This is a genomic window from Pseudomonas sp. 13B_2.1_Bac1, from assembly GCF_025466155.1.
Classification (GTDB): Bacteria; Pseudomonadota; Gammaproteobacteria; order Pseudomonadales; family Pseudomonadaceae; genus Aquipseudomonas; species Aquipseudomonas aylmerensis.
The window spans coordinates 80,163-98,048 of the sequence record NZ_JANLOH010000046.1; the positions used below are offsets into that span (position 1 = coordinate 80,163).

Consider the following 17,886-nt stretch of genomic DNA (forward strand, 5'->3'; position numbering starts at 1 on the left):
TAGCGCCACTGCATGCCTATCCAATAACTCACAAGAAGGCGACGCTATGTCAGGTCAAGGCAAGTTCAAGAAGCAACTTTCGTTGATGGACCTCACCTTTATCGGGTTGGGTGCCATCTTCGGTTCCGGCTGGTTGTTCGCGGCCAGCCACGTCTCGGCAATCGCCGGTCCGGCCGGGATTTTCTCCTGGTTGATCGGTGGTTTCGCGGTGCTGCTGCTGGGCATCGTCTACTGCGAACTGGGCGCGGCATTGCCCCGCGCCGGCGGCGTGGTGCGCTACCCGGTGTACTCCCACGGCCCGTTGCTGGGTTACCTGATGGGCTTTATCACGTTGATCGCGTTTTCCAGCCTGGTCGCCATTGAAGTGGTCGCCTCGCGCCAATACGCCGCCGCGTGGTTTCCCGAGCTGACCAAGGCCGGCTCCAGTGACCCGACCACCCTCGGATGGCTGGTGCAATTCGCCCTGCTGTGCCTGTTCTTCGTGCTCAACTACCGCAGCGTGAAGACCTTCGCCATCGCCAACAACCTGGTGAGCGTGTTCAAGTTCATCGTGCCGTTGCTGGTGATCGGCGTGTTGTTCACCTTCTTCAAGCCGGCGAATTTCCAGGTGCACGGCTTTGCACCGTTCGGCCTCTCGGGCATCGAGATGGCGGTGTCGGCCGGCGGGGTGATTTTTGCCTACCTGGGGCTGACGCCGATCATTTCGGTGGCCAGTGAAGTGAAGAACCCGCAACGCACGATTCCGATTGCGCTGATCCTCTCGGTGCTGTTGTCGACCGCCATCTATGTGCTGCTGCAGACCGCGTTTCTCGGCGGCGTACCCACCGAAATGCTCGCCAACGGCTGGGCCGGGATCAGCAAGGAACTGGCGCTGCCGTACCGCGATATCGCCCTCGCGCTGGGTGTGGGTTGGCTGGCCTACCTGGTGGTGGCCGACGCGGTGATTTCGCCCAGCGGCTGCGGCAACATCTACATGAACGCCACGCCGCGCGTGGTGTACGGCTGGGCGCAGACCGGCACGTTCTTCAAGATTTTCACGCGCGTCGATGAGAAATCCGGCATCCCGCGCCCGGCGCTGTGGCTGACCTTTGCCCTGTCAGTGTTCTGGACCCTGCCGTTCCCGTCCTGGGAAGCGCTGATCAACGTGGTGTCCGCCGCGCTGATCCTCAGCTACGCCGTGGCCCCGGTGACCGTCGCGGCGCTGCGTCGCAATGCGCCGGGCATGGCGCGGCCGTTCCGGGTCAAGGGCATGGCGGTGCTCGGCCCGCTGTCGTTCATCATCGCCGCACTGATCGTGTACTGGTCGGGCTGGAGCACCGTGTCGTGGCTGCTTGGCCTGCAGATCCTGATGTTCGTGGTGTACCTGCTGTGCGCGCGCTGGGTGCCGACCGCGCACCTGAACCTCAAGCAACAAGTGCGCTCGTCGGCGTGGCTTATCGGTTTCTACGCAGTGACCATCCTGCTGTCCAAGCTCGGCAGTTTCGGCGGTATCGGCGTGCTCAGTCATCCGTTCGACACCGTCGTCGTCGCGGTCTGCGCCCTCGGCATCTACTACTGGGGCGCCGCCACCGGCGTGCCGGCCCACCTGGTGCGCCTGGAACACGAAGCGGATGAAAGCGAAGCCGTCGACGAGTCCCCGTCCCACGCACCGCTGGCCCCGGCTACCCACTGATTGGAGCGTTTTATGAAGCGACTGCATGTGATCGACTCCCACACCGGCGGCGAACCAACGCGCCTGGTGATGAGCGGTTTCCCCGCCCTCAGCGGCGCCACCATTGCCGACCAACTGGAGCACCTGCGCAGCGAGCATGACCAATGGCGCCGCGCCTGCATCCTGGAGCCGCGCGGCAACGACGTGCTGGTCGGTGCGCTGTATTGCGCGCCCGTCACACCGGGTGCCACCTGCGGGGTGATCTTCTTCAATAATGCCGGCTACCTGGGCATGTGCGGTCACGGCACGATTGGCCTGATCGCGTCCCTGCACCATCTGGGCCGTATCACGCCGGGCGTGCACACCGTGGACACCCCCGTCGGCCCGGTGGCCGCGACGCTGCACGCCGACGGCGCGGTGACCCTGCGCAATGTGCCCGCCTACCGCCATCGCCGCCAGGTCGCCGTGGACGTGCCGGGCCATGGTGTGGTGCTGGGCGATATCGCCTGGGGCGGCAACTGGTTTTTCCTGGTGTCCGAGCATGGCCAACGCCTGCAGATGGACAACGTCGACGCCCTCACCGATTACACCTGGGCGATGCTCAAGGCCCTGGAAACCCAGGGCATCCAGGGTGCGGATGGCGCGCCGATCGACCATATCGAACTGTTCGCCGACGATGCCGAGGCCGACAGCCGCAATTTCGTAATGTGCCCTGGTAAAGCCTACGACCGCTCCCCTTGCGGCACCGGCACCAGCGCCAAGCTGGCGTGCCTGGCCGCTGACGCCAAGCTCGCGCCCGGCGAGACCTGGGTACAAGCCAGCATCACCGGCAGCCAATTCGAAGGCCGCTATGAATGGGACGGCGAGCGTGTGCGCCCGTTCATCACCGGCCGCGCCTACATCACCGCCGACAGCACCTTGCTGATCGACGCGCAAGACCCTTTCGCCTGGGGCATTTGAGCCCATCCCTTTTGATTGAACGTGGTTAGGAGTTAACCCAATGAGCGACAACATCTTCACCGGCTGCATCCCTGCCCTGATGACCCCGTGCACCGCCGCGCGCACGCCTGACTTCGACGCCCTGGTTGCCAAGGGCCGCGAGTTGATCGATATCGGCATGAGCGCCGTGGTCTATTGCGGCTCCATGGGTGACTGGCCGCTGCTGACCGAAGCCGAGCGCCAGGAAGGCGTCGCGCGCCTGGTGGCCGCCGGGGTACCGACCATCGTCGGCACCGGTGCGGTCAACAGCCGTGAGGCCGTTGCCCATGCTGCCCATGCGGCGAAGGTCGGTGCCCATGGCTTGATGGTGATCCCGCGCGTGCTCTCGCGTGGTGCCTCCGTCACCGCACAAAAGGCGCACTTCTCGGCGATCCTCAAGGCCGCGCCCAACTTGCCGGCGGTGATCTACAACAGTCCTTACTACGGCTTCGCCACCCGCGCCGAGCTGTTCTTCGAACTGCGCCGCGAACACCCGAACCTGATCGGCTTCAAGGAGTTCGGCGGCGGTGCCGACTTGCGCTACGCGGCAGAACACATCACCTCCCAGGACGACAGCGTGACCCTGATGGTCGGCGTCGATACCCAGGTGGTGCACGGTTTCGTCAACTGCAACGCCACCGGCGCGATCACCGGCATCGGCAACGCCCTGCCGCGCGAAGTGCTGCACCTGGTGGCGCTGAGCAAGCAAGCGGCCAAGGGCGATGCCAAGGCCCGCCGCCTGGCGCGCGAGCTGGAAGCTGCGCTGGCGGTGCTGTCGTCCTTCGACGAAGGCTGCGACCTGGTGCTGTATTACAAGCACCTGATGGTGCTCAACGGTGACCAGGGCTACGCCTTGCATTTCAACCCGAGCGACGTGCTCAGCGAAGCCCAGCGGCGCTATGCCGAGGCCCAGTACGCGCTGTTCCGCCAGTGGTACGCCGACTGGTCGGCCGAGCAGAACCGCGACTGATGCGCGACGCGCCGCCGTGGTGCTCACGGCGGCCATCCTCTCTTTTTTCCAGGAAAACCCCATGACTCTGACGGGCAAAATGCTGATCGGCCAGCAACTCCTCGACGGCACGCGCGATGTGATCCGGGCCATCAATCCCGCCACCGACACGCCCTTGGAGCCGGCCTACGCCGGTGGCAGCGGCGAGCATGTCGAGCAGGCGTGCGCACTGGCGTGGACCGCCCTTGATCGCTACCGCGAGACTTCATTGGCGCAGCGCGCGCAGTTTCTCGAAACCATTGCCGAGAACATCGAAGCCTTGGGCGATGCGTTGATTGAGCGCGCTGCGGCCGAAACCGGCTTGCCGGTGCCACGGATCCAGGGTGAGCGTGGCCGCACCTGCGCGCAGCTGCGCACCTTTGCACGGACCGTGCGCGCCGGTGAATGGCTGGACGTGCGCGTCGACTCCGCGCAGCCGCAACGCCAGCCACTGCCGCGTGCGGATTTGCGTCAACGCCACGTGGCGCTGGGCCCGGTGGCGGTGTTTGGCGCGAGCAATTTCCCCCTGGCCTTTTCCGTCGCTGGCGGTGATACCGCATCGGCACTGGCGGCCGGTTGCCCGGTGATCGTCAAGGCCCACGCGGCGCATCCCGGCACCAGCGAGCTGGTCGGCCGCGCCGTGGCCAAGGCGGTCAGCGATTGTGGCTTGCCCGAGGGCGTGTTTTCCCTGCTTTACGGTTCGGGCCGCGAAGTGGGCATCGCACTGGTGACCGATCCGCGCATCAAGGCCGTCGGCTTTACCGGTTCGCGCAGCGGCGGCATCGCGCTGACCCAGGCGGCGCAGGCGCGGCCGGAGCCGATCCCGGTGTATGCGGAAATGAGTTCGATCAACCCGGTGTACCTGTTTGCAGCGGCGCTCGAAGCACGCAGCGCAGCCCTGGCACAGGGGTTCGTGGCGTCGCTGACCCAGGGCGCCGGACAGTTCTGCACCAACCCTGGATTGGTGATTGCGATTCGGGGCCCGGCCCTGGATCGGTTCATCCAACAGGCGGCAGACCTGCTGTCGCGCAGCGCGGCACAGACCATGCTCACACCGGGTATTTTCAGTGCCTTCCAAGCCGGGGTCGGTGCCTTGAGCCAGCACGCCAAGGTGGTGGCCCGCGGCGTGCCGGCGCACGGTCCCAACCAGGGCCAGGCGCACCTGTTTGTGACCGAAGCCAGCGCCTTCCTGACCAATGAACACCTGCAGGCCGAAGTGTTCGGCGCGGCGTCGCTGATCGTGGCGTGCGCCGACAGTGAAGAAGTGCGCCAGGTGTCCGAACAGCTCGAAGGCCAGCTCACCGCCACGCTTCAGATGGATGAAGCCGACCTGGCAAACGCCAAGGCGCTGCTGCCGGTGCTGGAGCGCAAGGCCGGGCGCCTGCTGGTCAACGGCTGGCCGACCGGCGTGGAAGTGTCTGATGCCATGGTGCATGGCGGGCCATTCCCGGCCACCTCGGATGCCCGCAGCACGTCCGTGGGCACGGCGGCGATCCTGCGTTTCCTGCGGCCGGTGTGCTATCAGGACTTCCCCGACGCCTTGCTGCCAACGGCGCTGCAACAGGGCAACCCGTTGCTGCTGCGCCGCCTGCTCGATGGCCAACGGGAGGCCTGAACAATGCCAGAGCGTACAGATATCGCCGTGGTCGGCGCCGGCATTATCGGGGTCGCCTGCGCATTGCAGCTGGCGCGCCAAGGGCGCCAGGTGGTGGTGATCGACTCGCAGGCGCCGGGCATGGGCGCCTCTTATGGCAACGCCGGCCACTTGGCCACCGAGCAGGTGTTTCCGATTGCCGACGCATCGATCCTCAAGCGCTTGCCCGGCATGCTGATGGACCCGATGGGCCCGCTGCGCCTGGACTGGAAATACCTGCCACGCGCCCTGCCCTGGTTTATCCGCCTGCTGCTGAACCTGCGCCCGGCCCGCTACCGGCGTACGGTGGCGGGCATCCGCGCGTTGAACGAAGCCAGCCTGGCGGCGTGGCAACGCTTGCTGCACAGCATCGACCGCGCGCAACTGCTGCGCGAAGACGGCTCGCTGCTGGTATTCGAACGCCCGGAGTCGCGCGCGGCACTGGATGCGGTGCAGGAGCGCATGCGCCAGCAGCAGGTGCCGGTGACCTTCTGGACTGGCGATGCAATCCGCGAGGCGGCGCCGCAATTGAGCGATGCCATTCTGGGCGGGCTGTTTTTTCCGAGTACCGGGCACTTTCTCGATCCCTATCGGGTGGTCTGCGAGCTGGTCGAGGCGGCGAAAGCTGCGGGTGTGCAGTTTCTCCAGCGCCAGGTGCTGGACGGCCGCACAGATGATCAAGGCGTTACGCTGAGTACCGATCAAGGGCCATTGGCCGCGCGTCAGGTGCTGATCGCCTGTGGCGCCCACTCGGCCAGGCTCACTGCGGCACTGACGGGCAAAACCGTGCCGCTGGACACCGAGCGTGGCTATCACCTGATGCTGCCGCATGAGCATCAGCGCCTGCCCTTCGCGGTGACTTCCCTGGAGCGCAAATTCATCATGACGCCCATGACGGGCGGCCTGCGCCTGGCCGGCACAGTGGAATTCGCCGGGCTGGAGCGCCCGGCCAACATGCAGCGCGCCTGGCAGCTGCATCGACTGAGCAAAGGCCTGTTTCGTCAGGACCTGAGCCAGGAAGATGCAACGCCCTGGATGGGTTTTCGACCGTCGCTGCCGGATTCGCTGCCGGTGATTGATCGAGTGTGTGACGGCAAGGTGCTGCTGGCGTTTGGTCACCAGCACCTGGGGTTGACGCAGGCGGCGGTGACGGCGGAGATGGTTGGCACGTTGGCAAGCGGCGATCAGTTGCAGTCGGGCTTGGCGCCCTATCGACTGGACAGGTTTTAAACCGCCGGGTTGCCGGTGGAGGCCTTCAACAGTGCCTCCGCCATTTCCTCGATGTCGTCACGCATCCACAATTTTTCCAGCCAGCCGGCCGGAATACCTTGCACGCCATAGTGGGCGCCGGCCATCTGACCGACGATGGCCGCCGTGGTGTCGGCGTCATCCCCCAGGTTGGCGGCCGCCAACACCGCCTCGGCGAAGCTGTCCGTGTTGAGGACGCACCAGAGCGCGGCTTCCAGCGACGCCACTGCGTAGCCGGAGCCGGTGATTTGCTCGCGGTTTTTTTCGCGGTAGCCGCCTTGGGCAATCGCCAGCACTTTGGGCGCCTGCAGCCCGGTACTTGGGATGGTCAGCCATTGCTCTTTGGCGGCGCCGCCTAACGCCCCGGCGATGGCCCGCGCGAGCACCACGCAACATTCGATCGCTTCCTGGGCGCCGTGTGTGGTCCGCGAGCTTTGGCGGGAAAAGTCCTCGATACGCTGAAGGTCTGGAAAGTAAAACAGCACCACCGGCGCCAGGCGCATCATCGAACCATTGCCGGCCGAAAACGGCGCAGTCGAACCGGCAAACGGGTCGCCGTGCTGTTGGAACGCCGACAGCGCCTCACGCACGGTCATGCCGATATCGAAACAATCACCCGTCGAACTCAAGTAGCCCCACGTCCACCAGTTCAGGTACCGGGCCATCTGGTCCGCCGCGTCAAAGCCGTTCTTGCGCAGGAGGCTCTCGGCCAGGCAGAGCGCCATGGAGGTGTCGTCGGTCCACTGTCCCGGCTTGAGCTGGAAAGGCCCGCCGCCGACCATATCGGTGACCGGCGCAAACGTGCCGCGCGGCATGAATTCAACTGTCGTGCCCACGGCGTCGCCACACGCCAGCCCCAGCAAGCTGCCGCGATATCGATCGATAAGCGTGATGGTCATTAGCTCTCCTTGACTGAGCATTCGTGCGGATTTTTGTCTACCGCGCCCATGCTACTTGACCAACCGCTTCTCCTTCGAGGGGCGATATCCGAAATACGCGCTGTAACACTTACTGAAATGGCTCGGCGAGACAAACCCGCAGGCCACCAGCACTTCCACCTGTGACAGTTCGGTGTGCTGCAGCAAGCGCCGCGCTTCGGTCACGCGCAGTTCCATGTAGTAGCGCTGCGGCGTGGTGCCCAGTTGCTCCTTGAACAGGCGCTCGAGCTGGCGTCGCGAGCGCCCGGCGTAGACCGCGAGTTGGTCGAGCTCCAGCGGTTCCTCGAGGTTGGCGTCCATCAGTTTCACCACCTCACGCAGGGGGGCGCTGACGCTGACATTTTCGGTCGGCTTGATGCGCCGGTAGCGCGACTCTTCGAAGGCCAGGATGTCTTCGATGCCTTCGACCAGGGCCTTGCCGTGCAAGGCCTTGATCCAGTCCAGGGCCATGTGGAAGGCACCGGAGGGGCTGGAGGCGGTCAGTCGGTCGCGGTCGATCACGTAGGGTTCGCTGGTGACGTGGGTGGCCTTGGACACTTCGGCGAGGGCCGGCCGATGTTCGGGGTGGATGGCGCAGCGATAGCCCTGCAACAGGCCCGCACGCCCGAGGAACCACGCGCCGTTCCACAGCCCGGCGAGTTTCACGCCCTGCTCGGCAGCGCTGCGCAGCAGGTGGATGAAGTCTTCGCTGGCCTTGAGTTCGGTGCGAAAGCCGCCGCAGATCACCAGCAGCTCCAGATCCTGCAGCACTGACGAGCCCAGGCGTGCATCAGGACGAATGACCAGCCCGAGGTCGCTGATCACTTCGTCATCCGCGCAAGCAAAGGTGCGCGCGGCGAACAATTCAGGCCGCAGCAGGTTGGCAGTGACGAAGGTGTCGAGGGTCTGGGTGAAGGCCGGCAGCGAAAAGTGTTCGAGCAGCAAAAAGCCGACGCGGGTGAGCGGCGCCGGCTGCTGCGAGGTTTCGTTGAGGTAGCGCAGGTTCTTGCCTTGCATGCCACCGCTGAATTGGCGTCTTTCCATCGAGGGTTGGCCCACGTTTATTGTTGATGCAGTGGGCGCCATCTTAGGGGCAAATGCAGTGGCTGTCTCACGCGCTGATCTTGAGAAAAGCGCGCCCGATCAAAGCCCGTGGCAGAACGGCGGCACACGCATCTGATACGGTTTTTTCTTTGTTATCTGCGTCTGTATCGAAAAGCCGCCTGGGCGGACAATAGCGCCATCCCTACCCCCTTCCCTTCGGAGGCCTTATGACCAAGATGGCACTTTTCCTGTTCGGCTTTTTGGTATTGACCATCGGCATCGGCCTGTTGGCAACCATCTCGCCGGTCTGATCCAGCCTCAATCGCGGCAGCGGCTATCTCAACCGGCAAACAGCATCGGGTACAACGACAGCACCAATAGCCCCGCCATCACGCCGTTGAAGAGCCGCACCCAGCGCGGCTCACGCAGCACATTGCGCAAGCCCGTGCCACACCCGACCCACACGCATACGCTGGGCAGGTTGACGACGGCGAACACCAGGGCAATCACCAACACGTTGGTGACATAGCCCTCGGCCGGCGTATAGGTGGTGATGGCGCCGAGCGCCATGATCCAGGCCTTGGGGTTGACCCACTGGAACGCCGCCGCGCCGAGGAAAGTCATGGGCTTGCCGCGTTCATCGTTGCTGTCGGACATACCGCCTGCCGTGGCGATTTTCCACGCCAAGTACAGCAGGTACGTCGCGCCCACGTAGCGCAACACCGTGTAGGCCCACGGAAAGACCTTGAACACCTCACCCAGGCCCAGGCCCACCGCAATCACCAGCAGCATGAAGCCGATGCTGATGCCCAGCGCATGGGGAATCGAGCGGCGAAACCCGAAGTTCACCCCGGAGGCAAGCAACATGGTGTTGTTCGGACCGGGGGTGATCGAGGATACGAAGGCAAACAACACAAAAGCTGACAGCAGGCTGGTAGACATGACCATGACGCGGCATCCAAACGGGGGTTGCAGGCCTGCGACAGTAAAGCCATCCGCGCGCCGCCGCCCCGTACAGCTAGGAGCGGATCGAGCTGTACACTTTGGCGCCACCGAGAAAGTCCCGGCAATATTGCGCGGCCAGCTCGGTACATTCGACCATCGGCAAGTGCCCCACGCCGTCGATGATCTGCAGTTGCGCCTGCGCAAGGCGGGCGAGCCAGGTCTGCGCACTGGCGACAGGCACCATGCGGTCTTCGCGGCCCCACAGAATCAAGCTGGGCACGCGCACCTCGGGTAGCCACGGCTCCATGCGCGGGCTGCCTTCGAAGTCTGCGAAAATTTCTGCAAGCTCAGCACGCCGCTTGATATACACCGCCGCCTCGGCCGCCAGCAGCACCTCGGGAATCCACGGCGGCGACGCCATGGTCATGGCGAAGAACCGATCAAACTGCGCCCGCGTGTGAATCAGGAAAGGGTTGTCGCCGGCATTGACCAGCTCTTCCACCTCATTGGGCTGCGGCAATTGCACGCCGGCTGCGCCGATCAGCACCATGGACAGCACCCGTTCCGGATACTGCGCAGCCAGCCAACTCGCGATGTAGGCCCCCATCGAACTGCCGATCACGTGCACCTGCGCGACCTGGCACGCGTCGAGCAATGCCACCATCCGCCGCGCCTGGGCCGCGATGCTGTAGTCGCCGCCGGGCACAAAGGCGTTGCTGCCGTGGCCAGCGAGGTCCGGAATGATCACCCGGTAGTCGTCGGTAAAATACCGCGCGAAATCCAGCCATACGCCCTTGTCCGCGCTGAAGCCGTGGATCAGCAGCAGCGCCGGCGACTGGCGATCACCGCCCTGCCAGGTGGCCAGCGTCATGCCCTTGATAGGCACCACCACGCCCTTTAGGCGCGCGCGCCGCGCCTGCACCTGTGCAATCAGCACAAACAGCAGATTGCCCACCCGTGGGTAGGTCAACCACACCCCGAGCCCCACGAGGGCGAGCAAGGCAACGATCACTAGCATCTACGCGTCTCCACCAGCAGAAATGGCTCAACGCTATAGTTGCCCAGCGTGCTTGAATCCGCGCTGAACGGATGATGAACGCCCACAGTGAAATACTTGTTGTCTTTCACGAACCTTTCACAGACGGACGCCTATGGTCAATCCAGCTCCTAATGAACATCCCTTTAGCCCGTGCCCCCATCACGGGCTTTTCTTTGCCTGTGATTTATCGCGGGCAAAAAAACAGGCAAGTCATGGTGCATGACTTGCCTGTCTTAGTGCCTATCGGTCAGCGCGGACCGCCACCTGGCCCACCCGGGCCGCCGCCTTGACCATGGCCACCGCCATGACCGCCACCGCCGCCTCCCGGTGGCATGAACATCCAGCAGCCCGACAGGGTCGACAACAGCGCGACAACCACTGCCGCCTTGGTTACGTAACTCAACTTCATTCTGCACTCTCTTGCTTGACGAGATTAACTTCTCGCAGGCTATGACCGTGCAAAATGAAGTGCGTCATGACTATCGTGTAACACGTGGGTAAGGTTTGTATGCATGGCGATACAACCCATTGTTTTTCAATAGCTTGGGCTCTGTGACCGTGACAGGAAACACCCGTCGCGGCTAGCCCTTACGCAGAAAGGCAAACATAGGCGGCACGTAATCCGCCTTGCCCAACGCCGTCATCAGGTGAACGTAGAACGGCGGCGTTGCCCAGTCGACCGCGTATTCATTGAGCGCGCAGGTCCCGCTGCCGAACCAGCCCCTCCAGCGTAAACCGTGCCTGCATCAGCACCACGTCCCTGACCAGTTCCATCTCCTTGACGCTGACCTCGGTCCACTTCAACGCCTCAAGCAGCTTGGGCTTCTGCACCCGGAACGCCAGGCCCTGGGTAAACAGCGCCATCGAATGAATGACCGTGCGTTCATCCTCCAACGCAAACCCGGCCAAGCGCGCGATAAGCAGCCGGATGACCCGGGCGATGCGTGCCTTGAAGCGCTCGTCGAACGCCGTGGTTGCACTTGCCGGGCATAAACCGGCCTGGTGGCGGTCGAGGAACGCCCGCCATGCGCTGGTCTGGGGGCTGTCCTGAATGGTCGAGACCACCGCGCCGAGGATGCCCAGTGACACCTCGATCAAGGCCGCATCAGCGGTATTTTCATCCGCAAGCGCGTGTTCAGCGGCCTCGACGGTTTCGCTCATCTTGCGCCAGAGCAAGGTGATCAAGTGCTCGACGCACGCCAGGTACACGCCTTCCTTGCCGTCGAAGTAGTACTGGATCGCCGGCGCGTTGACGCCGGCCGCGGTGGCGATGTCGCGGGTAGACGCACCGTCGTAGCCACGCTCGCCAAAGACCACGACCGCCGCCTCGACGATGCGCGCACGGGTTTCTTCACCGCGCTGATAGCCACCCTCGGCGGCCGGTTTATGTCGTGCCATGTGCTGCTCCCTTCGAATACCCGAAGCAAAATATACCAGTTGACAAAAATTCGCGAAAAAAGGAATTTATTCCACCTGATATAAATTCTGGAGTGACCCGATGTCCGCCGCACCTCCCTCCCCTCAGGTCATGCCTGAAGACAGCGTCACCACCCAACGCGGCAAGGCCCGGCGGATCCTGCTGACACTGGCGACCGTTGCCGTGCTGGTCGGTGTGTCATGGGCCGCCTGGTGGTGGATCACCGGGCGCTTCATCGAGACCACCGACGACGCCTACCTGCAGGCCGACAGCATCAGCGTGGCGCCGAAAATCAACGGCTACGTCGCCGAGGTGCTGGTCAGCGATAACCAGGACGTCAAGCGCGGCGACATTCTGGTGCGCCTGGATGCACGTAAATACCAGGCCGTCAGCGACGAGGCCTCGGCAACCATTGCCGCGCGCGAAGCCGATTTCGCCAAGGCCCAGGCCGACCTGGTGCAGCAGGATTCAACCATCGCCGAAGCCCGCGCGCAGTTGCAGGGCGCGCAGGCCGATGCCCAGCATGCGCAGACCGAAGTCGCCCGCTATGCACCGCTGGCCCGCTCGGGTGCCGAACCGGAAGAACGCCTGGCGCAACTCAACAACCAATTGGCGCAGGCGCGCAGCACGGTGGCAGCCAAGCAGGCCGCCTTGCGTTCCAGCCAGACCCGCTATGGCACGCTGCAGGCCCAGCTCAAGCAGGCCCAGGCGCAACTCGGCGTGGCCAAGGCCAGCGAGGCGCAGAGCCAGCTGGATGTGGATGACGCGGTGATTCGCAGCCCGCTGGATGGCCGCATCGCCGATCGCGGCGTGCGTGTCGGCCAATACGTGCAGCCCGGCACGCGCCTGTTGACGGTGGTACCGGTCAGCGCGATCTACCTGACAGCCAACTACAAGGAAACCCAGATCGGCGCGATGCACCCCGGCCAGCGCGTGAGCGTGCACGTGGACGCCCTCCCCGGCCATGACCTGCAGGGCCATATCGACAGCCTCTCCCCCGGCACTGGCGCGCAGTTCGCGTTGCTGCCGCCGTCGAATGCCACCGGCAACTTCACCAAGATCGTCCAGCGTGTGCCGGTGAGGATTTCCCTCGACGTGCCTGACGACATTCGCGCCGCCTTGATGCCCGGCCTGTCGGCCACCGTGGACGTGGACACCCGCACCCACGGCGCGGACGCCAACCATGGCTGAGGCACTCATGGCCGGGGTGGCGGCCGAGACACCGCGCAATGCCTCGCTGACCGACTGGATCGCCGTCGCCGCCGGGGCGCTTGGCGCGCTGCTCGCGACCCTGGACGTCTCGATCACCAACTCGGCATTGCCGCAGATCCAGGGCCAGATTGGCGCCACCGGCACCGAAGGCACGTGGATTGCCACCGGCTACCTGATGTCGGAAATCGTCATGATTCCCCTCGCCGCCTGGCTGACCCGGGTCTTCGGCCTGCGCCGGTTCCTGATCGGCACGGCGCTGATGTTCACGCTGTTTTCGATGTTCTGCGGCCTGTCTTCCAGCCTCGGCGCGATGATCGCCGGGCGCATCGGCCAGGGGTTCGCCGGTGGTGCGATGATCCCCACCGCCCAGACCATCGTGCGCACCCGCCTGCCCCCGCATCAATTGGCGATCGGCACCACGATGTTCGGCATGACGGTGATCCTCGGGCCCCTGCTCGGCCCGGTGATTGGCGGCTGGCTGACCGAAAACATCAACTGGCGCTGGTGCTTCTTTCTCAACCTGCCCATCAGCATCGCGTTGATCACCTTGTTGATCACCGGCCTGCCCACTGAGCGCATGAACCTGCAACGTTTCATCAGCGCCGACTGGCTGGGCATTCTCGGCCTGGCCATGGGCCTGAGTTCGCTCACGGTGGTGCTGGAAGAAGGCCAGCGCGAGCACTGGTTCGACTCGCTGCTGATCAGCTGGTTGAGCATCGCCACGCTGGTCGGTTTTTTCCTGATCGCCGTCGGGCAGTTTCGTTCGAGCACGCCGATCCTGCGCCTGCAACTGGTGCTCAACAAAAGCTTCGGCAGCGTACTGCTGATCGGCACGGCAGTCGGCGCCGGACTGTATGGCACGGCGTATCTGGTTCCGCAGTTCCTCGGCATCCTCTCCGGCTATAACGCCCAGCAATCCGGCGCGATCATGCTGCTGTCCGGTATCCCGGCGTTCCTGCTGATGCCGATCCTGCCGAGGATGCTCGGCCGCTATGATCTGCGCTGGATGGTCGGTATCGGCCTGTTGCTGTATTGGGCCAGCTGTTTTGTCGATACCCAACTCACCGCCGACAGCGTCGGGCATGATTTTGTCTGGTCGCAGCTGCTGCGCGGTTTCGGGCAGATCCTGGTGATGATGCCGCTCAGTCAGCTGTCGATGCGTTCGGTCGAGACCCAGGATGCCGGCGACGCGGCCGGGCTCTACAACATGTCGCGCAACCTTGGCGGCACCATCGGCCTGGCGCTGCTGGGCGTGCTGATGGACCGGCGCAGCCACTTCCACGACGACCGGCTGCGCGAAGGCATTCTCGCCAACAGCCAATTGGCCCAGGATCACATGGCGAGCAACGCCGCCAGCTACCTGGCGCAAACCGGCGACCCGTCCACCGCGCATTTGCAGGCGTTGACCCAACTGGCCAGCGACATCGCACGGCAAGCCTCGGTGATGGCCTACAACGACGCGTTTTACCTATTGGGCCTGGCGATGCTGGCGTGCCTGCCCCTGATCTTCATTCTGAAAAAGCGCACGGTACAACGATGATTGCTCGCTCGTTTCCCCTCCTCCTGACCGTCGGGCTGCTGTCCGCCTGCACCGTGGGCCCGGATTACCACGGCGCCCCCGACGTTGCGCCGAAAACCCTCGCCGCCGCACGCTTGCCACATGCCGACAGCGACGTGCCACACGCGCCTGTCGTCGCGCAGTGGTGGCAGGCCCTGGGCGATCCGCAGCTCAACGCCCTTATCAGCCAGGCCCTGCAAAACAGCCCGGACATCGCCACCGCCCGGGCCCGACTGCGCCAATCGCGCGCCAGCCTCAGCGGTGCGCGTGCACAGGCGATGCCCAAGGTCACGGGCGATGCGGCGATGCTCAAACTGCGCTCGCCTGATACCTCGGCGCTGGGCGGTGGTGGCGGTGGGCGCGGCCCGCTGAGCCTGTACCTCGCCGGCTTCGATGCCAGTTGGGAAGCCGACCTGTTCGGTGGCACTCGCCGCGCCGTCGAAGCCGCACAGGCCGAAGCCGACGCCGCACAGGCACAACTGGCGGATGCCCAGGTGCAACTGGTCGCCGAAATCGTGCAGGCCTACACCGACCTGCGCGACCAACAAGCGCGCCTGGCGCTGGTAGAGGCGAGTGTCGACATCGAAAACCAGGCCCTGGACCTCACTCAACAACGCCGCAGCCGAGGCGTGGCCTCCCAGCTGCAACTCGAACAAGTGCTGACCCAGGCCGAAAATACCCAGGCCCAGCGCTTGCCCTTGCAAGCCGCCATCGTCGAATCCCAGGACCAACTGAGCCTGCTGTGCGGCCTGGAGCCAGGCGAACTGGATGAGCGCCTCGCCACACCGCAGGCACTGCCGTCCATTCCCGCCCAAGTACCCGTGGCCGATCCCGCCGCCCTCTTGAAAGCTCGCCCGGACATCCGCGTCGCCGAACGCAAACTGGCCTCCAGCAACGCGCAGATCGGCGAGAAAACCGCCGACTGGTTCCCCAAGCTCAGCCTGATGGGCGACCTGTCCTTCTCAGCCGGCGACCCCGGCCACCTCGCCCGCAAGGACAACGGCACCTGGCTGATCCTGCCGCGCCTGACCTGGAACGTGCTGGATTTCGGCCGCGTCGCCGCCAGCGTCAAAGGCGCCGAAGCCGGTCGCGATGAAGCGCTCGCGCAGTACAAGAGCGTGGTCTTGAGTGCACTGCGCGATGCCGACGTCGCCTTGGCACGCTACGGGCATCAACGCCAGAACGTGGTGCTGTTGCGCAACGTCGAATCTTCAGCGGTACGCGCGGCTGACCTGACGCGCCAACGTTATCGGGCGGGCACGGCGAGCACCCTGGATTGGCTGGATGCGGAGCGCACGCGCTACCAGGCGCAGGAGAGCCGGATTTCCGGCGATGCCGAATTACTCAAGGACTTTGCCTCGCTGCACAAGGCCCTGGGGCTGGGTTGGAGCCTGTAACGACGGCGTTTACACGCCCTTGCTGCCTGAGACACACTGGCGACTCGGCAGCGCAATAAAGCGCGCCGACGCGCCACTCAGGGAAGAACATGCTCACCATTCGGCAAGCGACCCAGGCCGACCTCGACGCCTTGCGCGAAGTCGGCTGCGAAACCTACCGGCAACACTTCTCGACCATCTGGTCGCCCGCCGGCTTGCAGGCTTTTCTCGACCAGGACTTCTCAACCAGCGCCCTCAGCCGCTCACTCGCCCAGCCCGACCAGCACGCCTGGTTTATCGCCGCCGATGCCAGCGGCCACGTCGTAGGCTTTGCCAAGGCCAACCGGTCCACCCCTGCCCCCGTGACAGGTGAACCCGGCGCCGAACTGCAAAAAATCTACTTCCTCAGCAGTGCCGCAGGGCGCGGGTATGGCAAGCAACTTCTGCAGTTCATTCGCCAATGGGCATTGCAACGTGGAGAACGCTTGCTTTGGCTGGATGTCCTCAAGAGCAATGCCAATGCCCGTCGCTTTTACGCCGCGTCGGGTTTCCAGGAGGTTGCAGAAATCCCCTTCAGCACCGACCTGGCAGAAATCGGCATGGTGGTCATGGCGCTTGAACTCACGTCATCGGAGTCATAGATGAAAGACTTGATACAAGGCCTCGATGGCCTCAGGACGGCACAGCAGGAACTGTTCTACGACCTGGAAGATGCGGCAGCGGTCATCGGCTGGTCCGTGGTCGAATTGACGGCCATGGCGGCCAACGCGAAAACCCCGCACGAAGCCGTGGCGCTGATGAAGATCAGCGCGTTACTGACGGCCCAGCAGGCGAAAATTGGCGGGTACGCCGGGGAGGTGAAGGAGCAGCGTATTCTCAGGAGCGAGGGGCCGGCTTGATGAGTTGGGCATCGGTGCTGGGCGATCTAATCATGGCGTCTATGAACCCAGCGACGATTCACTTTTACTGCGCACGGAGTTCATTCCACGTAACGGAGCCACAAATGCGTCAGACCGGAGATCGTCTGTGCAACTGCGCAAACGCGTGCTTGCAGGTCTTCCTCGCTAGTGTTGTAGAGCGCACAGAAGTCTTGGGCTACGACGTTAGCCAAGGATGTATCAAGCGGCTCAGCACGAATGAAGCCGATGTAAGAAGCACCTACGCCCATCAACTCAAAGCCATGCGCTTCCGAAAAATGACGCGCAACCGCAAAGTTCTTCGCTGGGTCCAGGTCGGAAGTGAAATAGCCATTCGGAAAAGCCGCGAGTGCCTGGCAAGACTGCTGAACGGGCACCACGACAGCTGAAAGGGGCTGTTCCAGAAGAGAGACAGGGTTGTTCTGATAACCGATCCACTCCTGCAGGGCCTGCTCATCCAGCGTCAAACCATGAGCGCAAGCGTCTTCGAAAGACGTGGCTACAACCAGGTTCATGAAATTGCGAAGACAGATTGCGAACTCCGCTTTCGTAGTCGGATAGCCTATGTATTCACCATTCTCGAAGCACTCTGGCGGTAAACCCGCTATGTCCTGCTCCGATGCATCGTCCATCCCTGAATTGTTGCGCGCATGTCCCGAGGTGTAGCGGGCCTGGTGCAGATCATCGAGCGAGAACAGAGGTGTAAATCCAGGGTGCGCCTCAGCAATCTTACGACGAGCTTGGGCGAGATCGTCAAAGCTGGTAATCCCGCTCACACCGTACTCATCGCATGTACCTACAGACGGGTTGTCATGCATGCCATTACCGCGAAATTCAATCTCCATAACCTGTTGACTGCTCCATGGTGTTACTGAATTGAGTGAGTAATCCTAAGCGTTCCAGGCTCATCAGCGGAAGATACGCTTGCAAGCGACAACAGGCCTTGGGTTATCTCCCCATGAA

17 protein-coding genes are annotated in these 17,886 nt (G+C 63.8%); 10 read left to right on the top strand and 7 right to left on the bottom strand.

Annotated elements, in window-relative coordinates; all coding sequences use genetic code 11:
* Positions 1-46: 46 nt before the first annotated feature.
* From NTD80_RS10790 to NTD80_RS10810, 5 genes are all read left to right on the top strand, one after another.
* Positions 47-1,672, top strand: coding sequence for an APC family permease (locus NTD80_RS10790; RefSeq protein ID WP_262133507.1), 1,626 nt, complete (start codon positions 47-49; stop codon positions 1,670-1,672).
* 12 nt (positions 1,673-1,684) lie between these two features.
* On the top strand, positions 1,685-2,611 hold the full coding sequence (locus tag NTD80_RS10795; RefSeq protein ID WP_262133509.1) for a 4-hydroxyproline epimerase: 927 nt from the start codon (positions 1,685-1,687) through the stop codon (positions 2,609-2,611).
* Between the two features lie 40 nt (positions 2,612-2,651).
* Complete coding sequence (locus NTD80_RS10800) at positions 2,652-3,599, top strand: dihydrodipicolinate synthase family protein (RefSeq protein ID WP_262133510.1); 948 nt, start codon at positions 2,652-2,654, stop codon at positions 3,597-3,599.
* Positions 3,600-3,660: 61 nt separating this feature from the next.
* Positions 3,661-5,232 carry an aldehyde dehydrogenase (NADP(+)) gene (locus NTD80_RS10805; RefSeq protein WP_262133512.1) on the top strand — a complete coding sequence of 524 codons (1,572 nt, stop codon included), beginning with the start codon at positions 3,661-3,663 and terminating at the stop codon, positions 5,230-5,232.
* A gap of 3 nt (positions 5,233-5,235) precedes the next feature.
* Positions 5,236-6,480, top strand: coding sequence for an NAD(P)/FAD-dependent oxidoreductase (locus NTD80_RS10810; protein WP_262133514.1), 1,245 nt, complete (start codon positions 5,236-5,238; stop codon positions 6,478-6,480).
* On the opposite strand, the gene NTD80_RS10815 is transcribed toward NTD80_RS10810, so the two are convergent.
* The 6 genes from NTD80_RS10815 to NTD80_RS10845 all read right to left on the bottom strand — a co-directional run bounded on the left by NTD80_RS10815 (position 6,477) and on the right by NTD80_RS10845 (position 11,841).
* Positions 6,477-7,397, bottom strand: a complete 921-nt coding sequence (locus NTD80_RS10815) for an ADP-ribosylglycohydrolase family protein (RefSeq protein WP_262133516.1) — start codon at positions 7,395-7,397, stop codon at positions 6,477-6,479. The two genes, NTD80_RS10810 and NTD80_RS10815, sit on opposite strands and share 4 nt — an antisense overlap.
* A gap of 51 nt (positions 7,398-7,448) precedes the next feature.
* Complete coding sequence (locus NTD80_RS10820; protein ID WP_262133550.1) at positions 7,449-8,432, bottom strand: GlxA family transcriptional regulator; 984 nt, start codon at positions 8,430-8,432, stop codon at positions 7,449-7,451.
* Positions 8,433-8,798: 366 nt separating this feature from the next.
* A complete protein-coding gene (locus NTD80_RS10825; protein ID WP_201144653.1) occupies positions 8,799-9,407 on the bottom strand; it encodes a LysE family translocator in 609 nt (202 codons plus the stop codon).
* A gap of 70 nt (positions 9,408-9,477) precedes the next feature.
* Positions 9,478-10,422 carry an alpha/beta fold hydrolase gene (locus NTD80_RS10830; protein WP_262133518.1) on the bottom strand — a complete coding sequence of 315 codons (945 nt, stop codon included), beginning with the start codon at positions 10,420-10,422 and terminating at the stop codon, positions 9,478-9,480.
* Positions 10,423-10,690: 268 nt separating this feature from the next.
* Positions 10,691-10,852, bottom strand: coding sequence for a hypothetical protein (locus NTD80_RS10835; protein ID WP_262133520.1), 162 nt, complete (start codon positions 10,850-10,852; stop codon positions 10,691-10,693).
* Positions 10,853-11,130: 278 nt separating this feature from the next.
* On the bottom strand, positions 11,131-11,841 hold the full coding sequence (locus tag NTD80_RS10845) for a CerR family C-terminal domain-containing protein (RefSeq protein WP_262133522.1): 711 nt from the start codon (positions 11,839-11,841) through the stop codon (positions 11,131-11,133).
* 100 nt (positions 11,842-11,941) lie between these two features.
* Between NTD80_RS10845 and NTD80_RS10850 the strand changes: the two genes are divergently transcribed.
* The 5 genes from NTD80_RS10850 (at position 11,942) to NTD80_RS10870 (ending at position 16,905) form a co-directional block, all read left to right on the top strand.
* Entirely contained in the window at positions 11,942-13,051 is a 1,110-nt protein-coding gene (locus NTD80_RS10850; protein ID WP_262133524.1) for an HlyD family secretion protein, read from the top strand.
* Entirely contained in the window at positions 13,044-14,612 is a 1,569-nt protein-coding gene (locus NTD80_RS10855; protein ID WP_083221481.1) for a DHA2 family efflux MFS transporter permease subunit, read from the top strand. The genes NTD80_RS10850 and NTD80_RS10855 overlap by 8 nt, the downstream gene beginning before the upstream one ends.
* Entirely contained in the window at positions 14,609-16,027 is a 1,419-nt protein-coding gene (locus NTD80_RS10860) for an efflux transporter outer membrane subunit (protein WP_262133527.1), read from the top strand. Before NTD80_RS10855 ends, NTD80_RS10860 begins: the two co-directional genes overlap by 4 nt.
* 89 nt (positions 16,028-16,116) lie before the next feature.
* Complete coding sequence (locus NTD80_RS10865; protein WP_262133529.1) at positions 16,117-16,647, top strand: GNAT family N-acetyltransferase; 531 nt, start codon at positions 16,117-16,119, stop codon at positions 16,645-16,647.
* Positions 16,648-16,905, top strand: coding sequence for a hypothetical protein (locus NTD80_RS10870; RefSeq protein ID WP_262133530.1), 258 nt, complete (start codon positions 16,648-16,650; stop codon positions 16,903-16,905).
* Between the two features lie 80 nt (positions 16,906-16,985).
* Here the strand turns inward: NTD80_RS10870 and NTD80_RS10875 are convergent, their stop codons facing one another.
* Positions 16,986-17,768 carry a DUF4253 domain-containing protein gene (locus NTD80_RS10875; protein ID WP_262133532.1) on the bottom strand — a complete coding sequence of 261 codons (783 nt, stop codon included), beginning with the start codon at positions 17,766-17,768 and terminating at the stop codon, positions 16,986-16,988.
* Positions 17,769-17,886 lie beyond the last annotated feature (118 nt).